General features: G+C 57.5%; 22 protein-coding genes. 12 read left to right on the plus strand and 10 right to left on the minus strand.

Annotation, left to right across the window (positions count from 1 at the left end; genetic code table 11):
* Window positions 1–242: 242 nt before the first annotated feature.
* The 3 genes from BUB69_RS16800 to BUB69_RS16810 all read right to left on the minus strand — a co-directional run bounded on the left by BUB69_RS16800 (window position 243) and on the right by BUB69_RS16810 (window position 4,920).
* Window positions 243–3,353 (minus strand): DEAD/DEAH box helicase, encoded by a 3,111-nt coding sequence (locus BUB69_RS16800; RefSeq protein ID WP_073168721.1) that lies wholly within the window; start codon window positions 3,351–3,353, stop codon window positions 243–245.
* Window positions 3,343–4,155 carry a Hachiman antiphage defense system protein HamA gene (locus BUB69_RS16805; RefSeq protein WP_073168722.1) on the minus strand — a complete coding sequence of 271 codons (813 nt, stop codon included), beginning with the start codon at window positions 4,153–4,155 and terminating at the stop codon, window positions 3,343–3,345. The genes BUB69_RS16800 and BUB69_RS16805 overlap by 11 nt, the downstream gene beginning before the upstream one ends.
* A 516-nt stretch (window positions 4,156–4,671) precedes the next feature.
* Window positions 4,672–4,920, minus strand: coding sequence for a CsbD family protein (locus BUB69_RS16810; protein ID WP_073168932.1), 249 nt, complete (start codon window positions 4,918–4,920; stop codon window positions 4,672–4,674).
* A 281-nt stretch (window positions 4,921–5,201) separates the two neighbouring features.
* On the opposite strand from BUB69_RS16810, the gene BUB69_RS16815 reads away from it, so the two are divergent.
* The 3 genes from BUB69_RS16815 to BUB69_RS16825 all read left to right on the plus strand — a co-directional run bounded on the left by BUB69_RS16815 (window position 5,202) and on the right by BUB69_RS16825 (window position 8,332).
* Complete coding sequence (locus tag BUB69_RS16815; RefSeq protein WP_073168936.1) at window positions 5,202–5,363, plus strand: DUF2986 domain-containing protein; 162 nt, start codon at window positions 5,202–5,204, stop codon at window positions 5,361–5,363.
* Between the two features lie 67 nt (window positions 5,364–5,430).
* Entirely contained in the window at window positions 5,431–5,901 is a 471-nt protein-coding gene (locus tag BUB69_RS16820; RefSeq protein ID WP_073168723.1) for a cell division protein, read from the plus strand.
* Window positions 5,894–8,332, plus strand: a complete 2,439-nt coding sequence (locus BUB69_RS16825; protein WP_073168724.1) for a PEP-utilizing enzyme — start codon at window positions 5,894–5,896, stop codon at window positions 8,330–8,332. Before BUB69_RS16820 ends, BUB69_RS16825 begins: the two co-directional genes overlap by 8 nt.
* Before the next feature lie 77 nt (window positions 8,333–8,409).
* Here the strand turns inward: BUB69_RS16825 and BUB69_RS16830 are convergent, their stop codons facing one another.
* From BUB69_RS16830 to BUB69_RS16840, 3 genes are all read right to left on the minus strand, one after another.
* On the minus strand, window positions 8,410–8,841 hold the full coding sequence (locus tag BUB69_RS16830; RefSeq protein WP_073168725.1) for a DUF2628 domain-containing protein: 432 nt from the start codon (window positions 8,839–8,841) through the stop codon (window positions 8,410–8,412).
* Window positions 8,842–8,988: 147 nt separating this feature from the next.
* Window positions 8,989–10,080 carry an endonuclease/exonuclease/phosphatase family protein gene (locus tag BUB69_RS16835; RefSeq protein WP_073168726.1) on the minus strand — a complete coding sequence of 364 codons (1,092 nt, stop codon included), beginning with the start codon at window positions 10,078–10,080 and terminating at the stop codon, window positions 8,989–8,991.
* Between the two features lie 49 nt (window positions 10,081–10,129).
* The gene (locus BUB69_RS16840) at window positions 10,130–10,792 is read right to left on the minus strand and encodes a YciC family protein (RefSeq protein ID WP_073168727.1); all 663 of its coding nucleotides are present in this window, start codon (window positions 10,790–10,792) and stop codon (window positions 10,130–10,132) included.
* Between the two features lie 195 nt (window positions 10,793–10,987).
* On the opposite strand from BUB69_RS16840, the gene BUB69_RS16845 reads away from it, so the two are divergent.
* The 4 genes from BUB69_RS16845 (at window position 10,988) to BUB69_RS16855 (ending at window position 13,110) form a co-directional block, all read left to right on the plus strand.
* The gene (locus BUB69_RS16845; RefSeq protein WP_073168728.1) at window positions 10,988–11,671 is read left to right on the plus strand and encodes a DUF2076 domain-containing protein; all 684 of its coding nucleotides are present in this window, start codon (window positions 10,988–10,990) and stop codon (window positions 11,669–11,671) included.
* Between the two features lie 34 nt (window positions 11,672–11,705).
* Window positions 11,706–11,876, plus strand: a complete 171-nt coding sequence (locus tag BUB69_RS28905) for a hypothetical protein (protein WP_175561760.1) — start codon at window positions 11,706–11,708, stop codon at window positions 11,874–11,876.
* Window positions 11,877–11,999: 123 nt separating this feature from the next.
* Entirely contained in the window at window positions 12,000–12,476 is a 477-nt protein-coding gene (locus BUB69_RS16850) for an NYN domain-containing protein (RefSeq protein WP_073168729.1), read from the plus strand.
* 22 nt (window positions 12,477–12,498) lie between these two features.
* Window positions 12,499–13,110, plus strand: a complete 612-nt coding sequence (locus BUB69_RS16855) for a 3'-5' exonuclease (RefSeq protein WP_163032150.1) — start codon at window positions 12,499–12,501, stop codon at window positions 13,108–13,110.
* Here the strand turns inward: BUB69_RS16855 and BUB69_RS16860 are convergent.
* A complete protein-coding gene (locus tag BUB69_RS16860; protein WP_073168731.1) occupies window positions 13,088–13,582 on the minus strand; it encodes an Lrp/AsnC family transcriptional regulator in 495 nt (164 codons plus the stop codon). The genes BUB69_RS16855 and BUB69_RS16860 overlap by 23 nt on opposite strands.
* A 164-nt stretch (window positions 13,583–13,746) precedes the next feature.
* On the opposite strand from BUB69_RS16860, the gene yedA reads away from it, so the two are divergent.
* Both yedA and rhlE1 read left to right on the plus strand, forming a co-directional pair.
* Window positions 13,747–14,661, plus strand: a complete 915-nt coding sequence (gene yedA, locus BUB69_RS16865) for a drug/metabolite exporter YedA (RefSeq protein ID WP_073168732.1) — start codon at window positions 13,747–13,749, stop codon at window positions 14,659–14,661.
* A 62-nt stretch (window positions 14,662–14,723) separates the two neighbouring features.
* Complete coding sequence (rhlE1, locus tag BUB69_RS16870) at window positions 14,724–16,052, plus strand: RNA helicase RhlE1 (protein ID WP_073168733.1); 1,329 nt, start codon at window positions 14,724–14,726, stop codon at window positions 16,050–16,052.
* Window positions 16,053–16,114: 62 nt separating this feature from the next.
* Here rhlE1 and BUB69_RS16875 read toward each other — a convergent pair whose 3' ends face one another.
* Together BUB69_RS16875 and BUB69_RS16880 are read right to left on the minus strand one after the other, a co-directional pair.
* The gene (locus tag BUB69_RS16875) at window positions 16,115–17,356 is read right to left on the minus strand and encodes a TIGR03862 family flavoprotein (RefSeq protein WP_084537117.1); all 1,242 of its coding nucleotides are present in this window, start codon (window positions 17,354–17,356) and stop codon (window positions 16,115–16,117) included.
* Between the two features lie 63 nt (window positions 17,357–17,419).
* On the minus strand, window positions 17,420–18,337 hold the full coding sequence (locus tag BUB69_RS16880) for a histone deacetylase family protein (protein ID WP_073168735.1): 918 nt from the start codon (window positions 18,335–18,337) through the stop codon (window positions 17,420–17,422).
* Window positions 18,338–18,456: 119 nt separating this feature from the next.
* Between BUB69_RS16880 and BUB69_RS16885 the strand changes: the two genes are divergently transcribed.
* From BUB69_RS16885 to BUB69_RS16895, 3 genes are all read left to right on the plus strand, one after another.
* Complete coding sequence (locus BUB69_RS16885) at window positions 18,457–19,029, plus strand: GNAT family N-acetyltransferase (protein WP_073168736.1); 573 nt, start codon at window positions 18,457–18,459, stop codon at window positions 19,027–19,029.
* A 115-nt stretch (window positions 19,030–19,144) separates the two neighbouring features.
* Complete coding sequence (tesB, locus tag BUB69_RS16890) at window positions 19,145–20,014, plus strand: acyl-CoA thioesterase II (protein ID WP_073168737.1); 870 nt, start codon at window positions 19,145–19,147, stop codon at window positions 20,012–20,014.
* Window positions 20,011–20,601 (plus strand): HAD family hydrolase, encoded by a 591-nt coding sequence (locus tag BUB69_RS16895; RefSeq protein WP_073168738.1) that lies wholly within the window; start codon window positions 20,011–20,013, stop codon window positions 20,599–20,601. Before tesB ends, BUB69_RS16895 begins: the two co-directional genes overlap by 4 nt.
* A gap of 178 nt (window positions 20,602–20,779) precedes the next feature.
* Here BUB69_RS16895 and BUB69_RS16900 read toward each other — a convergent pair whose 3' ends face one another.
* On the minus strand, window positions 20,780–21,769 hold the full coding sequence (locus BUB69_RS16900; RefSeq protein WP_073168739.1) for a hypothetical protein: 990 nt from the start codon (window positions 21,767–21,769) through the stop codon (window positions 20,780–20,782).
* Window positions 21,770–21,772: the final 3 nt, after the last annotated feature.

Consider the following 21,772-nt stretch of genomic DNA (forward strand, 5'->3'; position numbering starts at 1 on the left):
AGCTGCCAGTCGCTTGTGACCGCTATAAACCCATAGCTGACGGTCGCGATAGGCAAATATCCGCTAACTGCTGCCCGATTGTGACAGGCACCGGGCATAGCAAAGCTGTCGCTCACCATGGACTAAAAGCGGCCAGAAGCGGACGTTCGGCAACCCCAAAGCGCAGTCACTATGAGCAACTACTATCTAAAAACTTTCAAATTCTTAATTTTTTAATAAGCTAAGGTCACAACTATAGAGTCTTAGCGAACCTTTACCTCGGAGAAAACAGTGGGCAGTTTAGATAGTATATCAGCGAAAAGCCCTTGATTTACTTTAAGTATCTTAAAATCAAAAGTATTGTTTGCGCTCATAACTTTTTCCAAATTTTCTGCAATATGCTTCGATACTTCTCTGTCCGAGTATCCTTGGCCATACAGCCACATATGAAATTCGTCTGATAAACCGAACTTCAGCTGATTTTGAAGCGATCTGGCATTGGTTAAAATTACGTCGCTTATAGATTTTCCTTCGACTATATCGGCTAATCCACCAACTAAGAGCATCCCATCATAGGAGAGGGCAGAGCAAAAATCCACAATATGCTCTTGAGTGATGTTGCGAATTTGTGTTTTGGCCTGCACCTTTATGGCTCTTTTTCTTGCGTAGGTCAATATACTGTGGTAGCTATCGCCATTGCACCAACGCTTCGCAATTTCTACAGCATGGTTTTCTGGGCGTATATTGGAAATAACTTTGCTGATGGAAAATTTTGCTATTAGTGGCCAGTAAACATTGAGTAACTCTTGTGGTGATTCACTGAGCTCAAGATCCCATAAGTTTTCATCAATCCAGTCCTCAATAAACCTAAGTTGGTCGAGGCCTAGTAAAGTTTTTCCGTAGTATGGAAATTTTTCAGGCGGCACGGATTGTAGGCGTGTATGAATTATTGCGAAAATTGCTAGTAATCGCGCCTTCTCATCGTCCTCAGCAAGATAGTAGGCTAGAGTTTCTTTGGCGAGATCTAAGAATACTTCTAGTTTAAGTAGAGAGTCGTCATCCTTAAGCATTGATAGGAAATAACTTTCTATTGCATTGAGTGTTTGTTCTTTTGTATCCATTTCTTTCATGAGTTCCGTTACATCATTCTTACTCGCGAGTCCCCATTGCAACCATTCAGTCCGCCGAGCCGCAGGCCTTTTAACAAACTCTAGGAGGTCATCTTTGGCTTGTTCAAATATGAAAGGCTTTATAATGTCAATTAGGCTGCTTAGGCAAGCTTCCGAATTGTTGAAGTCTAACAATTTGAGAGTTTCCTTCCACTTAAACCTTCCTTTCCAATTGTGGCGACCATCGTAGACTTTGGGATCGGTGAAAATTATACCCCCCTCTGTGTGATATCCTGATCGTCCAGCGCGCCCGATCAAATTTTGAAACTCTCTCGTGGAGATCCGCCGTCCTGCCTGCATCACGCTTGATACAAGCAAATACTTAATTGGAAGATTTACACCTTGTGCTAGGGTTGAGGTACATATTACGAGATGGGCAGCTTTTCTATCCATTGCCCATTCGATAGCTATTCTCAAACCATTTGGCACGGCTGAGCTGTGCGGCAGAACTCCTAGAGGGATCGCTTCCGAAAAAATGTGTTTGTCTGAAAAGTGAAGCTTTGACAGAAATGCGATTTTCGCCAGTTCCTTCTCATCGGATATTTCGCTGGGTTTTGGAGTCGGCAGACCACGGTCGTAAACTTTGACCACTGTTTTGCATAGAGTGACAACAGACCTTTTGTCCCCACAAAAAATAGCTACAGGGCCTTGATGGCAGAGTTTTAAGCCGAGATAACATGAAATTGTTTGGGTCTTCTCTCTGATTGGAAATATAAAATCATTTTTCTCGAGTCCGCGACGACCAAGATTTACCTGTTGAATAATTTTAGGGACATAGAGTCCGCTGTCGTATTTGTTATCTCGTCCGAGATAGCTCAGTTGACCCATGTCTGTAATCCAGCTGAGGAACGCCACGCTCTTTATGGATGGGAGCCAGTTGCTACCTTGAATGTTTACGCTGGACTCGCCGTTAAGCCACTCACCAATAGTTTCCGCGTTAGACATTACAGCAGAAATCAGCACTTTCTGAGTATTGGATGGAATAGTCTCTTTTAGGGAGGCGATAAGAAGTTCGTAAGTTACCCCGCGTTTCCCGCTGTCAAACTGGTGTCCTTCATCGAATATAAGAAGATCGATTTTTTCAGCAAGCGATGGCTCATGGCGTAGTAAATAGACTAGCTTCTCAGGTGTGGAGACGATTATGGTATGGTCGTACTTTCCTTTATAAGCTTCGCCCAAGAGGAATTTTAGAAATTCCTGCTCGTCATCATCAACATTGGTAATATCTCTAAGCTCATTGACGTTAACCGAGTCATATTCAAAAGTATGCATGAATCCCTGAGTGATTTCACGGCACAACGCTCGAAATGGGGCTACTATAATTGCGAGTTTTGCTCGCCCTGAAAGGAAGGCGCTCCGAATAATCAATTCCGCTGATTTAGTCTTTCCAGCGCTAGTGGGCATCTGCATTACTGCTGAAGCACCTCTCAACACTCCTAGTTTCCCAATGAGACGCTGCCCAGGCCAAAACTCTTTAATAAAACGATCATTAGCAAGTGTTTGTTTCCAATGATCTACCGAAAGGCCGGAGTATTTCGGGAGGCATACAAGCGAAGAGTTATCAATCTTCCTCTTTATCAATGCCGCGATGGTGTCTACGAGCAACAATTCGCGATCTGTTCCACCGGAGTAGACCAACCTACGAATGTTTGAAAGCTCATCTTCTACATCGAAAAGGTCAGCATCCAAGTTTGTAAAAGCTCGATAGGCTAAGGCGGTACTCCGTATCTGATGATTATATGCACCAGTCGGGGACAGGCTAAAGTTTCTGCTAAGGTCCGACTTTAACAACCAAGTCAGAAGCCGCTCTAACTTGCTATTGGTTAAGTCGTTAGGAGTGTCTGATATCGAGCGAGCCAATACTAATGAGCTGCCTGGCATGTCCGCCAGATAATAAGAGGCGGAGCTTAAAATTCTTAGATATTCGTCTGTTTCAGGAGTCAGTCTGGCTGTACTCATCGACTCAAAATACTGCCCCGCTAGTACCAACTGCTCTTTGAGTATTAGCCTGTATTCGTGTCGCTTATCGTCCTTTCTGGACTCAAGGGCGGCTAACTCACCAAGGATACCTACGGTAAATACAAGTAGCCGCTTAGGGTCTTGGGGGAGTTCAATATGGTGCTTTTCATCGATCCCGAACTCGTACTGCTTTGCTTTGGCGCGAGTAACGTCAAGAATGACGCGTGCTTTAACTTCAAGCTTCATCTGCTGCTCTCCGGTAAAGCTCGTGAATAAGTGTCATCAATTGGCTTCCGCTTATTATCAGCAATTCCAATTTTTCTGAATTGGGGTGGTTGTTAGTAGTCGACGTAGCCACTACGGTTTCGTGCATTGATGACTCTGTATAGACTGCTGCGGCTCCGTACCTACGCTTGCAGGGATGATCGGGCTCTCTTTGGAAACGATCGACCATTTGCAATCCGTCGAAATCTTTTCTGTCGAATAATTTTTGTCGCATCGCGTTCAAAGATTCTGCTAAGCGCATTTCATCTTTGACTGAATGATCAATTGCATCCTGAAGGACATTAAGCTTAGTGTTTTCACTTGCCTTGGCTTTAACTTCGAAAATCAGCAACTCATCATTGTCACTAATAACATCTGGTGTTTTTTTGAAAGCAATAATATCAGAGCCCTTGGTTGATTCATTGGCTATACCTTTGCGATCATATCGCGTCCGGGGAACCTGATAGCTTTGGATATATTGGAGGTAATCGGCTACCAATATCTCGGCGAAATCACCTGCTCGTGTGCTCGGGCCGGGAGCAATTGACTGATGTGGGAATTTTTCAGTCAATAAGTATTCGGAGTTTGTTTTTAACGGGTTTTTAAGAAGCTGGAGTTCTTCATCTTGGCAGTAATGGTTTCTGAAGTGCTTCGCCCATGCTGACATGATTTCGCTATCCAAAGCATCATGTTCAAGCTTATAAACTGGGATAGGCCGCCCACAAGCTGATCTATAAGTATTGATTTGCTTGAGCCAAGTAAGATGGGCTACCACTAATGTCATTTCACATCCTATGTGTATTTAGACAAATTTGGCTAATCAGAGGGCAAGCATTTAAGCCTTTGATGAGGCCATCTCGTCCGAGCGATGATGCCTTACGAGGTCCTTTTTAGCTAGGCGCTCAGAGGCACCCGCTTGCTGCCGGCCGACAGGCAGTTTTTGGCCGATTTCTGCCTCCCGCGATGGTCAGTAATCGGCCAGAAGCAGTCAGTCAAACATCTCTGAGAATGCATTCCCTCTGCATTTATGCTTAAGCCAATAAAATATGGCTCTTCATAGTGTCAATCCATCAGGCCAAAATTGATGGTGGTCATTACTGGCCAGACGATCCACTGGTGGCCGAGGCGACGGCGCGGGTCAAGCCGAGGGGAACCTGAAGGTTCAGTAAGAGGGGGCGGCCTGAAAACGCACCGATAGCCGCAAGCCGTGGTGCATGCGCCGAGCCTGAGAACGACGGGGAAGTACGAGAAGGATTAACGAAAAAGGGAATGCCTCGTCAGGCATCCCCTTCTTGCTGGATCAGCGACGCAGGATACGGCTGATGAACAGCGCCGCGACTGCACCGATTGCGAGGGCGGCGACAGGTTTCTCTCTCACGAACGTAGACACGTTGTCCAGCGCTTCGCCGTAGGTTTTGGTCAGTTGACCGGAAGCCTGACGTCCAGCGCCTTCAGCTTCCAGCTTCGAATCACCCAACAGTCTCCCGACCGCGCCTTGCGCTTTGCCGACGAGCTTTTCTGCAACACCTTCTACCTGTTCACTCTTCATGATCATCAAACCTTCGCGTGTAAGTGGGGCGCTCAGCATCAACCTGAGCGGGTGGCCAGAAGCTATCTGCATAATGTTAGGTGGGCGAGGCTGATGATTAGTTCAACGGTTTTGAGGGCCGGTAAAGCCCACCCGTAGTTATGGGTTTGGCAGTGCTCTGGACGAGCGTTTTCAGAGGGGCCGAATGCCGTCAGGCAGTGGCGTCGAGCGATCGCAATGCCAGAGTCTTCGAACAACCTCGAACTGGTATCATCCACAGCATCCAGACCGAGCACAGCACCATGAATCGTCGCAAAAAGATAAACCAGCTGTTGAAAGCCAACGCCAAGAAGGCCAGTGCCAAACTGGCCCCGCGCAAGAAGTCTACCTACGTCAGCAAGGCTGATCGCGCGAAGCTTGAGGCGCAGGCTGCTCAGGACGCCGTCGTTCCTTCCGAGGGCTGATTATTCGGCGTCTTCGATGCCGGAAAATCGCTACACTTTGCGCCTCTCAAGCATCCAGGGATTCGTGATGCCTCTTTCTTCGTGGCCGCCTCGGCGACTCTTAGTCAACTGGTTATACGCCGCCGCACTGACGCACGTGCTGGGCAGTGTTGTGTTCACCTGGGCAGGTTTTGCCGGGCTGCTCGACGGCTATCTGCTCACGCTTGAGCAGGCATTCTGGACTGAGGCGGCACCCGCTGCGGCCCGGGCGCAGCAGACCTGGTGGGCAGCCTTGTTTGGCGCGACGTTGCAGACCTATTCGCTGTACATGCTGGCGCTGGTGCATTTGGGCAATCGCTTGAAAAGCCCGCTGCCGTGGGGCTGGCTGATGGCCGGGCTGTTGCTTTGGGCGCCTCAGGACATCGTGATTTCATTAAGCGCCGATGTCTGGTCGCATGTGTGGCTGGATGCGGCTGCGTTGCTGGCCCTTCTACCGCCGCTGTTCTGGCTGTACCGCCATGATCGTGCCCATGCTGTAAAGGAGCTTTGCGATGGCTGAGCGTACGCTGCTGTATCTGCTGGCAGGCAATGGCAGCAGTGCCGAGTGGTGGGACGATGCGGTGCCGCATTTTCAGCGCTATGAGGTCGTTCCTCTTGAGCTGCCCGGCTTTGGCAGTAATCCTCAGCCGCCCTGCGAAGACCTTGCTGCATACGCCGACGCCTTGCTGGGCATGACGATCAGGGGCAGCGCCATTGTGGCTGTCGGCGTCAATGCGCTGCTGGTTCTGCATGCGTTGCAGCGTCAGCCGGGGCACTTTTGCAGAAGTGTGTTGCTGTCGCCGGTCGGTGCCTTTCTCTGGCAGCGGCGTCTGCCTGCGCTGATGTCGCCCATGCCGATTCGCAAGACCATCCATTGGCTGCTGTCGAACCGGCCCGCGCTGTTTGCTCACAAATTTTCCAGACACACCTGGCCGGATGCGCACTATCAGCGCATGGGTGCAGGGTATGCGCGGTGCCGGGCGTTTGTGCCGTACTGGGATGTGCTGCGGGCGGACACGGCGCTGGCGCTGCTGGAGTGGGTCGAAGACCCGGTCGAGTTGGTCTGGGGTGATCAGGATAAGTTGCTGGGCATCGAACAGGCAGCCGCCTGGTCAGCCATTCTGGCTCGCGCCGACCTCACCATCAGCCTGAAGCCGGGTTGGGGTCACTATCCCTGGATCGATTCGCCCGCCGAGTTCGCGTATTGGCTGGAGTCGGGTGAGCGCGGGTTCATTGCTCACACCAAGGGTGGTCGTCTGCGTCTGGCGGCGAGCGCCGGACAGCCGGTGCCTGCGGCGTTATCGGTCGTTCAAAACGACGGTACGGATGTTTCTGCATTTCTTGCCGCTCAGCCAGAGTCGAGCTGGGCGGTGCGTTCATCGAGTTTCGGCGAGGATCAGGCCGATGCGGCGAATGCCGGTCTGAGTACCACCTTTCTGCGTGAACCTGCGCACAACGTGGCGGCCCGCGTTGCGCAGTTGCACCGTGAAGGCGTTGAAGAGGTTGTGGTTCAGCGTTTCATCACGCCGGTGCTGTCCGGCATCGCGTTTGTGCGTCATCTGTCGGTCGAGCTGGAATGGGTCGAAGGCCATCTCGAATCGCTGGCCGACGGGCAGGCGACGCCGCAACGTGCCATCCTTTCCCGGCTTGGTGCGTCCTGGAGCGACCATGCATTTGCCACCGCACAAGGGCTGACGCAGCACATGCTCTGGGATTTTCTGCAGGGCGTGCTCAAGGTTTTTCACTATGTGCCCGGCGATGTTGAATGGGCGTGGGACGGCAGGCAGTTATGGCTTTTGCAATATCGACCGATCAGTGACTACGGCTGGCGTCGTCACCTGACCGCTGCCAATATCGCCGAGATCCTGCCGCCTCAGCCCAGCCGGTTCGTGGAATATGCGCAGCGGCGGGCGGCGGGCAGTATCCCGGCGATCATGGGCCGCTGGGATTCACGGATCTTTCAGGACAACGAACCTTTTACTGCACTGTTTGGTGCTGCGTCCTACATCAACAATGACCTGTTCCTGGCCCGGTTGGCAGATTGGGGCGTCGCATCCAGCAGCTACGCGGGCGAAGTGGGCGGTGCCACGCCGCATCTGCCTTGGCGGCCGCTGCGTCTGTTGCGTTCACTGCCCTTGTTCCTGCGCATGCAACGCATTGCGCGCGGGCATGTGCTGACCCTGGAAGGACGCTTGATTCGCTTTGATCAGGAACTCGATTCGCTGATCAGGCAAGGTGCGAGCGGCCAGCAACTCGCTGACTGGTTCACGCGGTTTTACGTCTTCGTCGTGCAGGGCAATCTGTGCATCGCCACGTCGCTGGCCAGCAGCGGCGGCGACCTGCTGGGACGTCCGCCCACTGCTTACGAAGACCTGGAACATTGCCCGCATCGACTGCCGTGGGAGACCGATCCTGGCACGCCGCGCCCGGCACCGACCGATCTGCCGTTGCAGGCGTTTGCGGTCTGGCCGAGGGCAATTCGTCTGGCACATGCGGCCGGTCTGCCGGGCATGCGCGGTTATTATCTGCAGGTGCGCGAGTGGTATCGCGACAACCTGATGCGCGTGTTCTTTCGCTTGCATCACGCCATGCCACAGGCCGAGCGCGCGCACTGGTTCGCGCCGCATCCTGACATCCGCGCCCGTACCGGCAGTTTCTGGCAGGACGGCCGCGAGGGCACTGAACAGGCGGCGGGTTTCATGATTTATCCGGGGCAGGTGCAAGGCATTCTGGGTGACGACATTCTGCTTGAGGACACGCTGGACCCAGGCCGCCACGCGCATTACCAGCGTGCGCGTGCGGTGATTGCGCGAATGGGCGGGCGTCTGTCCCATGGCTCCACATTATTGCGTGAGCTGCGCAAGCCTTCGGCCGTGTTGCCACAGGTCGATCCGGCGTGGCTGGGTCGCGAGGTGCGGTATGCCGATGGTCAGTTGACGCTGGTCGAGTAAGCTCTCGATGATTCACTCGGCATGAAAAAGCCCGCACATTCGCTGAATGTGCGGGCTTTTTCAGTCAAGGCAGGCGATCAGATGAAGCGCAGACCCTTGAACGGGTTCCAGCCTTGCTCACCTTTGATTTCCTTCAAATAGTACGAATAGTTGGTGGTGAGCGAGTACATCATCGAGCCCGCGACATTCAGGCCCGTTCCGACCGCTCTGGGCATTTCCATTCCGAGAATGGCGAACACCAGGCTCAGCACGAGGTTGATGGCCAGAAAGATGCCCAGCATGGCCAGGTTCTTCTTCCACAGCCCGAGTACGAAAAGGTAAATAGGGCCGAAGAAAAACGCGATCCAGTTCATCTGGATCCGTAGCTTCTTGCCAAGTCCGGGCAATGCCTTCAGGGCTGCCACGAAGCCTGGTTCTTTTGGCGAGCCGTGAGCGTTGAAGAAATCGAAGCGCTCCTGCCACTTGGCGCTGTATTTACTGTTGGTTTGCAGTTGATCTGTGGTGCTCATACGTGAGGTCCCTTGTTCCTTGAAGGTATCTGCCCGAAGCCCGGCATAGTATTGCCAAGCGCACCTATGCGCTCAACGCGTGTGTGGCTTGATCATCGATTCGTGACGGCCGTCGCAGAAATGCCGCTCAGCATGCGCGTTACGCGCTCAGGGCACCATCGGTAATAGAAAGCGCCCGATTACAGGCAAGTGATCCGAGATCAGTAACGCATCGTCACGGCGTACCCGGGCGCTGACCCGTTTCAGGCTGGGACTGTAGAACAGGTAGTCGACGGTTCGATCCGGCCCGTTCACGCGCGGGTCATTGGGGAAATACGTCAGCCACTTGTTGCGATCAATGCCACTGGCTTCGGCATTGGTCGGGATCATCGGGTACTTGTCCCACAGCTCATGCAGTTCGCTGTCAGGCGAGTAACCCGTGCGCAAGGGCGCTGGCAGACGCTCGTATTGGCCCAGAGGCAACAGATTGAAGTCACCGCCGATCAACCACGGCGTGCCACTGCCTTGCAGTTTGTCCAGCAGCGCGCCGGTTGCGGCAATCTGCTTGTGCGCGGTGTCGCTGTGGGTTCGGGTGGCGGTCAGGTGCGTGTTGACGACCGCCAGTTGCCCACCGTCGCGCAGCGGCAGGTAGCTGATCAGCAGTGCATTTTTGGGTCGGAATTGACGGCTGATGATGTTCGCATCGGGAATGGGCAGTTGCACGCGTTCGGCGTGGTCGATCCGGAAGCGGCTCAGGGTGGCCAGTTTGGTGCCGACACTGCCCCAGATATGCGGGTTCGGGACGAACTCGGCGCGCCAGTAAAAGGCTTGCGAGCTGCACGGGTAAAGGTCCGCCACCCGTTCCTGAAGCAACGCCAGTTGGTCGTGGTAATCGGAGTTCTTGGCGTTGTCGTTCACTTCCTGAAGCAGGACGATATCCGGCTGTTCGTCACGGATCACGCGTGCCACTTCGTCAAGGTTATAGGCCAGGTCTTCAGGTGTCGGGCGCTCGTCCGGGCCACTGCCGTCGGCCATGTCGTACCAGAACACGTAGCGTTTGCCAGCCAGGTACTGGATGTTCCAGGTCATGACTTTCAGCGCCTGCCCAGGCACCAGCGGCTTTGCCGCAAGCTCGGGACTGCAGTGGGTCACGGCCACCTCGCGTTCGGCCGGACGCCAGCTCAACTGCAGGACAAGAGCCAGCAGCAGGGCGGCCAGCAACAGGCCATACAGGGTCAGGCGTAGCAGAATACGTTTCATCGGCTCCACATGGAGCGCCTGGCGCTCAGTGAAAGATTCGCGTTCGAGCTCAGGCGTTCTGCGCAGGCTCGCTGATCAGCATGAACAGCCGGAACATCACGATGCTGGTGAACAGTTGCAAGAAGCTGCTGATGCTGTCGATTACCAGTGTGATCGGCGCGCTCTGTGGCTCCGGCAGCAGGTAAAGGCTTACGCCTTCGAGCAGCGACAATGGGATGTAGACACACAGAACGCACATCAGGATGCGTGTGAAATGCCCGGTGGTCATCAGCATGCTTTCGCGCATGGCCATGAAGGGCGTCAGTCTGCGCAGCACCAGAAGATACTCGCAGAAGGCCAGTTTGATCATCACCCAGATGCCAGGCGCGATGAACAGTGAGAGACCGAACATGATCAGCAGCGTGCTCATGGCCGAAAGCACCGCGAAGGTCGGCCACAGTCGCAGGGCCATGGCGAGCAGGTCGCGGGTCTGGGGCTCTTCGCCACGGCTGCGCGCATCGAGGAACAGAATCAGCGCGGCGGTATAGAGCGGATAGAAGAACAGCCCGACGACCAGGTTGTAGGCGGGGGACGCGTCGGCGCTCATGGCGCTGCCCAGGGCTTGCTTGGCCAGCGCTTCGAGCACCACCAGCGGCAGGCAAAGCACCAGAATGCGGCCAAGGTTACTGCGGAAGAAATAAAGCGAATCCTGAATAACGGTCAACGGGTTCATGGCTCGGTCGCAGACAAAAAGCAGGCCGCCACTTTAGCCCATGGCCTGTGTCGATCCAAGCGAACCGGTCTGCGCTGTAACGCTTCCTTATCTTTTTTTTCATGTCATTGAAGCGTTCTGATCCAGCCCCATTACTCAATCACGCCCCGGCATTCGGCCGGGCGAAGACTGACTGCGGCAATCCACGAGGTCGCCATGAACAACGAAGAACACACCCTGATCGATGGTCTTTTCTCGAAACTGAAAGCGGCTGAAACCGCCTCTGCTCCGCGAGATACCGCGGCCGAGGCACTGATCAAGGATCACCTCACGCGTCAGCCCGCTGCGCCGTATTACATGACGCAGGCGATTCTGGTGCAGGAGGCGGCCGTCAATCAGCTCAATCAGCAGATCCAGCAACTGCAGGCCGAACTTCAGCAGGCCAAGGGGCAGGCCGCTTCGGCACCTGCCAGTGGTGGCTTTTTGTCGAGCATCTTCGGCAGCAGCGCACCGCGAGCGCCGCAGCCTCAGGCGCAACCGGCTCCCTCAGGTGGCGGGTGGCGCGATGGCGCGGGCTACAACCCGCCGGCGCAACAGGGCGGATACGCACCACCGCCAGCCGCAGCTGCGCCAATGGGCAGCGGGTTTCTCGGTGGCGCGTTGAAAACGGCGGCGGGCGTGGCGGGTGGCGTGATGCTGGCAGAAGGCATCAGCAGCCTGTTCAGCCATCACAGTCAGCCGCAGGAGATCGTCGAGGTCATCCACGATTCGCCTGCTCAGGATCAGTTCTCCAACACTGATCAAAGCAACTGGGGTCAGCAGCAGGATTCGCAATACACGGCTGACGACAGCTACAACGACGATGGCGGTATGTTCTCTGATGATGACTCGTTTGTTTGAGGAGCACAGAGCCCTGTCCGGTTAGCTGGCAAGCTTGCTCTTCTCACGCCAATCTAACGCGCTGAACGCGCGCGATTGCCTGTGGCAGGCGCTTGTCGCCGATCGGGACGTCCTCGTCGCCGACAAGCCGTCTGCCATCGTTCCGGTTTTGATGAGCGTGCTCATGCGCTGCGTGGGCATGCCGTCCGCGACGCTGCGCGTCTGATCCCTAAACGGCCACCACACCAATCCATCCCTCAATTCCTGCCCCAAGCTGGCATACTGGACGCCGATCCATGTTCCGGATCGCTGTAATCGCAGGGGCCAGCCTGCGTCATGAGGAAGTGCGGTGAAGAAGATCGCGGTGTTCGCCGATGTGCAAAACCTCTATTACACCGTGCGCCAGGCGCATGGCTGTCATTTCAATTACGCCGCATTGTGGGCGGATATCAGCAAGCGTGGCGAGATCGTCCATGCGTTTGCGTATGCCATCGATCGGGGCGACAGCAAGCAGCAGCAGTTCCAGCAGATCCTTCGCAACCTGGGCTTTACCGTGCGGCTCAAGCCCTACATCCAGCGCAGCGACGGTTCCGCCAAAGGGGACTGGGATGTGGGCATCACCATCGATATCATGGACTTCGCGCCGCAGGTGGATGAAGTCGTGCTGGCGTCCGGCGATGGCGACTTCGACATGTTGCTCGAACGCATCATCAGCAAACATGGCGTTGAAGCGGTGGCCTATGGCGTACCGGGGCTGACTGCCAATTCGCTGATCCGCGCCGCCAGTCGTTACGTGCCTATTGAAGGCACGTTGTTGTTGAAATGAATTCAAGGGTTGGACCAACGTGTTGGAACGTATTGCAGTCATCGACTTTGAAACCACCGGAATTTCGCCTGGCCACGGTTGCCGTGCGACCGAGATTGCCGTGGTCATCATGGAGCAGGGGCGCATTGTCGACCGCTACCAGAGCCTGATGAATGCCGGTGTACGCATCCCTGCGTTCATCGAAGGCCTGACCGGCATCAGCAACAACATGATTCGCACCGCGCCCAGTGCCGAGCGCGTGATGGGCGATGTGTGTGATTTCGTCGGCACCACGCCGCTGGTGGCGCACAACGCCTCGTTTGACCAGAAGTTCTGGGATTACGAACTGTCACGCATCGAGCGCACACGTGAGCAGAGTTTTGCCTGTTCGATGCTGCTGGCCCGACGCCTGATGCCGGGCGCGCCCAATCACAAGCTCGGCACACTGACGCAGTACGCGCGCCTGCCCAATACCGGCAAGGCTCACCGGGCCATGGCCGATGCCGAGATGGCTGCCAACCTGACGGCTTACCTGACCAACGAACTGCGTCAGAAACACGGCCTGGCAGGGGTTTCTCATCAGTTGCTGTGCTCGCTGCAGAAAGTCCCGGCCGCGAAGATCAGTGAAGCCATCAAGCGTCAGCGCGGTTTTTGACCGGCGTTCTCTCCTGCTTGCCTTGAGGCTGCAGATGACCTGAGGGCAGGCTGCGCTCGACCCCTGTTGAAAGCACGATGGACGTCTTGCTGAAGCCGAACTGCGCGATGCGGTTGATCAGGTCTTCCAGGTGCGGCATCGAATCCACGGCTGCGCGCATGATCACACAGGGGTCGCCGGTTACCCGATAGCACTGAATCAGTTCCGGTATTTTCCACAGGTCGTCATAGGCCTGCTGATTGCCATGGCTGGCCATGCGCAGTTCGATCATGCATTGAATCGGCAGCCCCACCTTCGACAGATCGACCTTCGCTTCATACCCCGTAATCACGCCACTGGCTTCGAGCTTGGCCACGCGCTCGGCCACTGCAGGCGCTGACAGGTTGACCAGTTTCGCCAGTTGAGCAAACGAAGCACGGCCGTTGTGCAGCAGCGCGTCGAGCAGCATGCGATCGTATTTATCCAGATTCATGGCGCGCCTCGCGGGAAATGGGTGTTTTCATAAAGAAAGGTATTGCTGCCAAACAACCATTGAATCAAAGGTTATGAGGGCATGTAAAAAGGCTTACATGCTTAATATTCGCCCTGCGCCTTCATACAATAAGCCAACCATAACAATGATTCCTGAGCCTGACCATGCCCCATTCCGTTCGTTTTCCTGCGCTGTTGATCGGTGCGTTTCTGGCCTTGTACCTGATCTGGGGGTCTACCTATCTGGTCATTCGTATCGGCGTAGAGTCCTGGCCGCCACTGATGATGGCCGGTATCCGGTTCATGATTGCCGGTTGCCTGATGTATGGGTTCCTGCGCTATCGCGGCGCACCGGCGCCGACCTGGGCCGAGTGGAAGGGCGCGGCGGTGATCGGTTTTCTGTTGCTGACCTGCGGCAATGGTGGCGTGACACTGGCCGAGCATGCGGGCGTGGCGTCGGGGATTGCCGCGCTGTCGGTCGCGACCATGCCGCTGTTCACCCTGCTGTTCGGCCTGTTCTGGGGCAACCGCACCACCACGCTTGAGTGGGCCGGGATCATCCTGGGCTTGATCGGCATTGGGCTGTTAAACATGGGCTCGAACCTGCAGGCCAGTCCTTATGGTGCTGCGCTGGTGATTTTCGCGGCGGCGTCCTGGGCGTTCGGCTCGGTACTGAGCAAACACCTGACCTTGCCGAAAGGGCCGATGGCCAGCGGTGCAGAGATGATCGTGGCGGGCGTTACGCTGCTGATCGGCAGCGCTCTGACCGGCGAGCGGCTGGAGCAGATGCCGACGGCTGCGGGCTGGGGCGCGCTGCTGTATCTGGTGGTGTTCGGTTCGATCGTCGCGTTCAGCGCCTACATGTACCTGCTCAAGAACGTGCGCCCGGCGGCGGCGACCAGCTATGCCTATGTCAACCCGGCGGTGGCCGTACTGCTAGGGGTGGTGTTTGCGGGTGAAACCATTGGTCTGGCCGAGTGCATGGCGATGGTGGTGATCATCAGTGGCGTGGTGCTGATTGGCCTGCCGCAATGGCGCAAGCCGCAACCCCGGGACGCGGTATCGGCGCGCACAAGCTAACTCAGGCGGGCCGGACAGGGTAAACTGCGCGCCTTGCGCTGAATTTTTCCTACGGTATCCCCATGACATTCGCCTCTCTCGGCCTGATCGAACCCTTGCTGCGCGCCCTTGATGCGCTTGGCTACCAGACTCCGACCCCTGTGCAGGCACAGGCGATTCCCCCGGTTCTGGCAGGCCGTGACCTGATGGCTGCAGCCCAGACCGGCACCGGCAAGACCGCAGGTTTCGCCCTGCCACTGTTGCAACGCCTGACCATGGAAGGGCCGAAAGTGGCTCCCAATTCGATTCGTGCGTTGGTGCTGGCACCGACTCGCGAATTGGCAGAGCAGGTCCACGAAAGCATTCGTCAGTACGCAGAACACCTGCCTCTGAGCACCTACGCGGTGTACGGCGGCGTGAGCATCAATCCACAGATGATGAAGCTGCGCAAAGGCGTTGACGTGCTGGTCGCAACGCCCGGTCGCCTGCTGGATCTGCATCGTCAGAACGCCGTCAAGTTCTCGCAACTGCAGACGCTGATTCTCGACGAAGCCGACCGCATGCTGGACCTGGGCTTTGCCGAAGAGCTGCGCGGGATTTACGCTGCGCTGCCGAAACGTCGTCAGACGTTGCTGTTTTCCGCGACGTTCTCCGACCCGATCCGCTTGCTGGCCTCGCAAATGCTGGACGACCCGCTGACCATCGAAGTCAGCCCGCGCAACGTGGCGGCGGCGTCGGTCAAGCAGTGGGTCGTGACGGTCGATAAAAAGCGCAAGGCCGACCTGTTTATTCATCTAATGAAAAAGCATCGCTGGGGCCAGGTGCTGGTGTTCGCCAAGACCCGTGTGGGGGTCGATCAACTGGTGGATCGCTTGCAGGCTTTGGGCTTGAACGCCGACGGCATTCATGGCGACAAACCTCAGGCAACCCGCCAGCGTGCACTGGATCGCTTCAAGAGCAATGAAGTGAAGATTCTGGTGGCGACTGATGTTGCGGCCCGGGGGCTGGACATTGACGACCTGCCGACGGTGGTCAACCTGGACCTGCCCATCGTGGCCGAGGACTACATCCATCGCATCGGCCGCACCGGCCGTGCAGGCCTGACCGGCGAAGCGATCTCGCTGGTGTGTGCCGATGAAGTCGAGCTGTTGTCTGCCATCGAAGTGCTGACCCGTCAGACGCTGGAGCGTCGTGAAGAGCAGGATTTCGAGCCGGAACACCGCGTGCCGACCACCGACGCCACCGGCCAGATCCTGAAAAAACCCAAGAAGCCGAAAAAGCCCAAGGTTTCAGGCAGCAAGCGCAACCTGGGCAAGTGGGTCGACAGCGGCGATTCCGAGCCGGCACCGGTGGTCAAGCCCGTGCGCAAGGTCCCGGTCTTCAACACCGGACCACGCAAAAAGAAGCCTTGAGCTGACAGGATCGTTCAGACGCTCCCCGTTTGAATGCACCTCTGGACGTTGCGCGGCAGCACTCAATCCTGCCCGCGCAACCAATCCAGCATCCCCAACCCTGCAGCCCGCCCGCTGGCGAAGCAGGCGGTCAGCAGGTAGCCGCCGGTCGGGGCTTCCCAGTCGATCATCTCGCCTGCGCAAAACACGCCGGGCAACTGCCTGAGCATCAAACGCTCGTCCATCGCCTCGAACGTCACGCCGCCCGCCGTGCTGATGGCTTCGTCGACAGGCCGCGCTTTGATCAGGCTCAGCGGCAGGGCTTTGATCGCCTGACTCAACAGCGTCGGGTCGTCGAAGGCTTCACGCGGTGCCAGTTCCCGCAGCAGGGCAGCTTTTACGCCATCCAGCCCGAGCTGGCTGTGCAGGTGTTTGGACATCGAGCGCGAGCCGCGGGGTTTGCTCAGGGCTTTGTGCACGTCGGCCTGCGTCTTGCCGGGCAGCAGATCGATGTGCACGGTTGTCGAACCGCTGAGGTTGATCTGCTCCCGGATCTGCGCCGACAGCGCATACACCAGGCTGCCTTCAACGCCGGTGTCGGTCAGCACGCATTCGCCCAGGCGCGAGGTCTGCCCGCTCAGCCCCATGGCGATGTTTTTCAAGGGCGTCCCGGCGAACTTGCTGCGCAGCACCTCGCTCCAGGCCGTGACCTCGAAACCACAGTTGGCTGCCTGCAGACGCGCCACATCCACCTGCTGCGCTTCAAGCCAGGGCACCCACGCACCGTCTGAACCCAGCCGCGCCCAGCTCGCGCCGCCCAGCGCCAGCAGCGTGGCAGCAGGCTTGAGCGCCAACTCTCCTTCGGGATGGGCGATGCGCAGGCTGCCATCGGCGTTCCAGCCCAGCCAGCGGTGCCGGGTATGAATGACGACGCCCGCCTCGCGCAGGCGTTTGAGCCACGCACGCAGCAATGGCGCGGCTTTCATGTCAGTCGGAAACACACGGCCCGAGCTGCCGATAAATGTCTCGATGCCCAGGTCGTGAATCCACGTGCATAACGCATCTGCATCGAATGGTCGCAGTAGCGCCGCGATCATCGGTGAACGTTCGGCATAGCGGGATACAAAAGCAGGGTAGGGCTCGGAGTGAGTGATGTTCATCCCGCCGACGCCGGCGAGCAGAAACTTGCGACCCACCGAGGGCATGCCGTCGTACAGATCGACCTGAACCCCGGCCTCGCTCAACACTTCGGCCGCCATCAGGCCCGCAGGCCCACCTCCGATGATGGCGACGGATTGAGGTTTTGCGGCAGGCAGGTCGGTCATGGTCAACTGAAGTTCAATAGCGGGAAAGTGCGGCATTCTAACCGAGATTTGCCGCCCGGCCTGTCACAGGCCCAGATCCTGCCAGACCCGTTGCGCACTGTGATGCAGGATGCCGTGACGACGGGCCAGCGCTTCGCGGTCCTTGCTGTAGCCGCCACCGATCACGCCCATCACCGGAATGTCACGGCCCAGGCAGTGGCGCAGTACCGCCTCGTCCCGATCAGCCAGGCCTTGATCGGTCAACTGCAGATAACCCAGCGCGTCATCCTTGTGGACGTCCACGCCTGCGTCGTACAGCACCAGGTCCGGCTTGTAGATCGGCAGCAAGTAGTTGAGCAGGTCATCGACGACTTTCAGGTAATCGCCGTCGCCCATGCCCATCGGCAGTGGTATGTCCCAGTCGCTCTGGGCTTTGCGCGCCGGGAAGTTCTTTTCGCAGTGCAGCGAGACTGTGATCGCGTCCTCGGTGTCCGCCAGAATACGCGCAGTGCCGTCACCCTGATGCACGTCGCAGTCGAAAATAAGCACCTTGTCCACACGGCCGCTTTGCAGCAGGTAATGGCTGATCACCGCCAGGTCGTTGAAGATGCAGAAACCTGCCGGGTAGTCGTAGTGCGCATGGTGCGTACCGCCCGCCAGATGACACGCCAGACCGTGTTCGAGTGCCTGCCCGGCGGTCAGCAGGGACCCGCCCACCGCGCGGATGGTGCGACGCGCCAGGGCCTCGCTCCACGGCAGGCCGAGGCGACGCTGGTCTTCGCGTGACAGGTCACCGCTCAGGTAACGGTTTATGTAGGCAGGATCATGCGCCAGGGCGAGAATATCGGCCGGACACAGTTCAGGGCGTAATAATTGAACGTCACTGGTCAGCCCGCTGTCGATCAAGTGATCGCGCAACAGACGAAACTTGTCCATGGGAAACCGGTGATCAGCCGGAAACTCGGGGCTGTAGTCATCGTGATAGATAAGCGGCAGGGACATTTTGCATTCATTCAAAGGTCGAAGCCCGATAGTGCCAGTTATGCGCCTGATCGCACAGTTGGCAGAAACCCCGACACACTACACTTGCGCCCGAATATGTACGGTTACAGGGGAGATCGATGGAACCGATACTCAAGCTGGACAGCCCTCGCTTGCTGATGCGGCAGTGGCGCGACGAAGATTTGCCGGTGTTCGCCGCCATGTGCGCGGACCCACAGGTGATGCGCTATTTTCCCGATACCCTGAGCCGCCTTGAAAGCGCGGCCATGATCGGGCGCATGCGCGGGCATTTTGCCGAGCTGGGTTTCGGGTTGTGGGCGCTTGAGCGCAAGGACAACGGCGCGTTCATCGGCTTTACCGGGTTGGGTGTGGTCGGGTTCGACGCGCATTTCACCCCGGCGGTCGAAATCGGCTGGCGGCTGGCCCGCGAGCACTGGGGGCTGGGCTTTGCCAGCGAGGCGGCGTGGACGGTGCTGGGCTGCGGTTTCGAGCGTTTGAAACTGGATGAAATCGTGGCATTTACCGCCGTCAGCAACGAGCCTTCGCAAAAGGTGATGCAGGTCATCGGTATGCAGCAAGACCCGGCTGACGATTTCGAGCACCCCAACCTGCCAGACGGACATCCGCTCAAACCGCACGTGCTTTATCGCATCAGCCGCGAACAGTGGCTCAGTACCCTGCAATCCGAGTAAGCCCTTCGCCAAATTCTGTATCATTTCATTTATGGGCGCGGGCCTGCGGGGCCTGCCGCAAATTACACCGACTGCCGCCACCGGCGCGCGGTCACGCTTTGTGCGAGGGATGAACATGAGCCAAGTGCTGGATGATCTGGTCGAGTTGTTGACGCTGGAACCTATTGAAGAAAACCTGTTTCGCGGCCGCAGTCAGGACCTTGGTTTTCGCCAGCTGTTCGGCGGGCAAGTGCTGGGGCAGTCCCTGTCTGCGGCCAGCCAGACCGTCGAAGAGGATCGTCACGTCCACTCCCTGCACGGCTACTTCCTGCGCCCTGGTGATGCCGGGCTGCCAGTGGTCTATCAGGTGGACCGTGTGCGTGACGGCGGCAGCTTCAGCACCCGTCGTGTCACGGCGATTCAGAAGGGCAAGCCGATCTTCACCTGCAGTGCGTCCTTCCAGTACGACGAAGAAGGCTTCGAGCACCAGGCAACGATGCCGCAGATCGTCGGGCCTGAGAACCTGCCTTCGGAGCTTGAGCTGATGAAGCAGCGTGCGCACCTGATTCCTGAGGCGCTGCATGACAAGTTCCTGCGTCCAAAGCCCATCGAATTTCGCCCGGTCACGGCCGAGGATCCCTACAACCCGCAACCCGGCGAGCCGGTGAAGTATGTGTGGTTCCGCGCCGATGGCACCCTTAACGACGCGCCTGCGCTGCACAAGTACATGCTGGCTTACGCCTCGGACTTCAATCTGCTGACGACGTCGCTCAAGCCGCACGCCAAGACCGTCTGGCAGCGTGACATGCAAGTGGCCAGCCTTGATCACTCGCTATGGTTTCATAATGATCTGCGTGCCGATGACTGGCTGTTGTATGCGATGGACAGCCCGTGGGCCGGCAACTCTCGCGGCTTCTCACGTGGCAGCATCTTCAACCGCGCCGGGCAACTGGTCGCTTCGGTCAGTCAGGAAGGGCTGATCCGCCACCGTAAGGATTGGGCATGACACTTCACGACATTCGCCACTGGGTGTTCGACATGGACGGCACGCTGACCGTCCCCGTGCACGATTTTCCGGCCATCAAGCGCGAGCTGGGCATCCCGCAGGATGCCGACATTCTTGGCCATCTGGCTGCGCTGCCTGCCGCCGAGTCTGCGGCCAAACATGCCTGGTTGCTGGAGCACGAGCGCGAGCTGGCGCTGGGCTCGCAGCCTGCCGACGGCGCGGTCGAGCTGGTCCGCGAACTGGCAGCACGCGGCTACCGCCTGGGCATTCTGACCCGCAACGCGCGAGAACTGGCGCACATTACGCTGGAGGCCATCGGACTTGCTGACTGCTTTGCGGTGGACGACGTGCTGGGACGTGACGAGGCCACGCCCAAGCCGCACCCGGCCGGTCTGCTGAAACTGGCCAGCGCGTGGGACGTTGAACCGACAAGCATGGTCATGATTGGCGACTATCGTCACGACCTTGATTGCGGGCGGGCAGCAGGCGCGAAGACCGTTCTGGTGAACCTGCCGGATAACCCTTGGCCAGAGCTTGCAGACTGGCATGCGGTGGACTGTGTGGCGTTACGCGGGATGTTGGGCTGACAGGCATTGCTCTTGAGCTCGACGCTAAACAAGTCGTGCTGAATAAACGCAGAGGCCGTGGGAGGCGGCTTGCCGGCGAAGCGGTTTTTCAAGCGCCGCATCAGTGACTGTACAGGCCTCATCGCCGGCAAGCCGCCTCCCACAAAATGAACGGCGTCCGTTTCTCATGCGCTGCCAATCAGAACGGCTTGAACAGCACCGCTTGGCCTTCAGGTGACGTGAAGATGCCGTCGCCGCTATGGCCGACTTTGGGCACGATCACCAGGTGCTGGTTCAGGCCTTCGGGGTGGCGCTTCTGCAGGTAGTTGAAGTAATTCTGCCCACGAATCAGGCGATAGCCGCCCTGGGCTTCGGCCGCGCAGGTCTTGTCCAGTGCCGGATGGTTGCGATCGGTGTCCAGCTCGCCCAGCAGGTACGTCACGTCACGTTTCACGTAGTTCTTTTCGATGTCGGTCGGCTTTTCCTTGCCCGAATAGAACGGCATCTTGTTCAGGCCGTATTTCCAGTCATTGAAGTTGGGGCAGGTCTGCGCCGTTACCGGCTCGGGCCGCTCGGCGTCGAAGTAGGCGTAGGACGAAGGGTTGGCGATCACGTAGCGCAGCTTCACGCCCTCGCGATTCAGCAGTGCATCTTCCTTGCCGCCGATCATTGCGTAGCGTTGCACCACTTGAGCGCCGCCGGAATGACCGGCAATCACCACTTCCTTCAGGTTGGGAAACAGCTTGCTGTCGCTCAGGCGCTTGAGGATGTGGTCAAGCACCACAAAGGAACTGATGGGCTTGGGATCGGTGGCTGTTGCGCCTTCCATCCAGCTGTTCTGATGCCAGCGCAGCACGTTTTCCGGCAGGTGATGCGCAACGATGTCTTTTTCATCCAGAAACTGCGGTGCGATCAGCAGGGTCTTGCTGCGTTCCTTTGACTGGTTCGCCGCGCGTTCGATGCTGCGCAGGTACGTCGGCGCGTTGCGCAAGCGGCCGTGCAACACGATCACGGCACGCTCGATGCGCGGCTTTGGATGCACCCACTCCTGGCTGAGGCCCAGCGTGGCTTCGGTGCCGTTGATGGCCAGGCGATCCGGGCTGATGGATTTAACCGCTTGATCCTCGGCATGAGCCCCGAGGCTCACGAAGGCAGTGCTTAACAACAGGACCAGAAGCGGTTTAATCATGTG

This window comes from Pseudomonas asturiensis (assembly GCF_900143095.1).
Taxonomy (GTDB): Bacteria; Pseudomonadota; Gammaproteobacteria; order Pseudomonadales; family Pseudomonadaceae; genus Aquipseudomonas; species Aquipseudomonas asturiensis.

What these genes read in the sequence shown, in the direction of transcription:
- BUB69_RS16800 (WP_073168721.1), bottom strand. Translation starts at nt 3,353, where the DNA reads ATGAAGCTTGAAGTTAAAGCACGCGTCATTCTTGACGTTACTCGCGCC.
- BUB69_RS16805 (WP_073168722.1), bottom strand. Translation starts at nt 4,155, where the DNA reads ATGACATTAGTGGTAGCCCATCTTACTTGGCTCAAGCAAATCAATACT.
- BUB69_RS16810 (WP_073168932.1), bottom strand. Translation starts at nt 4,920, where the DNA reads ATGAAGAGTGAACAGGTAGAAGGTGTTGCAGAAAAGCTCGTCGGCAAA.
- BUB69_RS16815 (WP_073168936.1), top strand. Translation starts at nt 5,202, where the DNA reads ATGAATCGTCGCAAAAAGATAAACCAGCTGTTGAAAGCCAACGCCAAG.
- BUB69_RS16820 (WP_073168723.1), top strand. Translation starts at nt 5,431, where the DNA reads ATGCCTCTTTCTTCGTGGCCGCCTCGGCGACTCTTAGTCAACTGGTTA.
- BUB69_RS16825 (WP_073168724.1), top strand. Translation starts at nt 5,894, where the DNA reads ATGGCTGAGCGTACGCTGCTGTATCTGCTGGCAGGCAATGGCAGCAGT.
- BUB69_RS16830 (WP_073168725.1), bottom strand. Translation starts at nt 8,841, where the DNA reads ATGAGCACCACAGATCAACTGCAAACCAACAGTAAATACAGCGCCAAG.
- BUB69_RS16835 (WP_073168726.1), bottom strand. Translation starts at nt 10,080, where the DNA reads ATGAAACGTATTCTGCTACGCCTGACCCTGTATGGCCTGTTGCTGGCC.
- BUB69_RS16840 (WP_073168727.1), bottom strand. Translation starts at nt 10,792, where the DNA reads ATGAACCCGTTGACCGTTATTCAGGATTCGCTTTATTTCTTCCGCAGT.
- BUB69_RS16845 (WP_073168728.1), top strand. Translation starts at nt 10,988, where the DNA reads ATGAACAACGAAGAACACACCCTGATCGATGGTCTTTTCTCGAAACTG.
- BUB69_RS16860 (WP_073168731.1), bottom strand. Translation starts at nt 13,582, where the DNA reads ATGAATCTGGATAAATACGATCGCATGCTGCTCGACGCGCTGCTGCAC.
- yedA (WP_073168732.1), top strand. Translation starts at nt 13,747, where the DNA reads ATGCCCCATTCCGTTCGTTTTCCTGCGCTGTTGATCGGTGCGTTTCTG.
- rhlE1 (WP_073168733.1), top strand. Translation starts at nt 14,724, where the DNA reads ATGACATTCGCCTCTCTCGGCCTGATCGAACCCTTGCTGCGCGCCCTT.
- BUB69_RS16875 (WP_084537117.1), bottom strand. Translation starts at nt 17,356, where the DNA reads ATGACCGACCTGCCTGCCGCAAAACCTCAATCCGTCGCCATCATCGGA.
- BUB69_RS16880 (WP_073168735.1), bottom strand. Translation starts at nt 18,337, where the DNA reads ATGTCCCTGCCGCTTATCTATCACGATGACTACAGCCCCGAGTTTCCG.
- BUB69_RS16885 (WP_073168736.1), top strand. Translation starts at nt 18,457, where the DNA reads ATGGAACCGATACTCAAGCTGGACAGCCCTCGCTTGCTGATGCGGCAG.
- tesB (WP_073168737.1), top strand. Translation starts at nt 19,145, where the DNA reads ATGAGCCAAGTGCTGGATGATCTGGTCGAGTTGTTGACGCTGGAACCT.
- BUB69_RS16895 (WP_073168738.1), top strand. Translation starts at nt 20,011, where the DNA reads ATGACACTTCACGACATTCGCCACTGGGTGTTCGACATGGACGGCACG.
- BUB69_RS16900 (WP_073168739.1), bottom strand. Translation starts at nt 21,769, where the DNA reads ATGATTAAACCGCTTCTGGTCCTGTTGTTAAGCACTGCCTTCGTGAGC.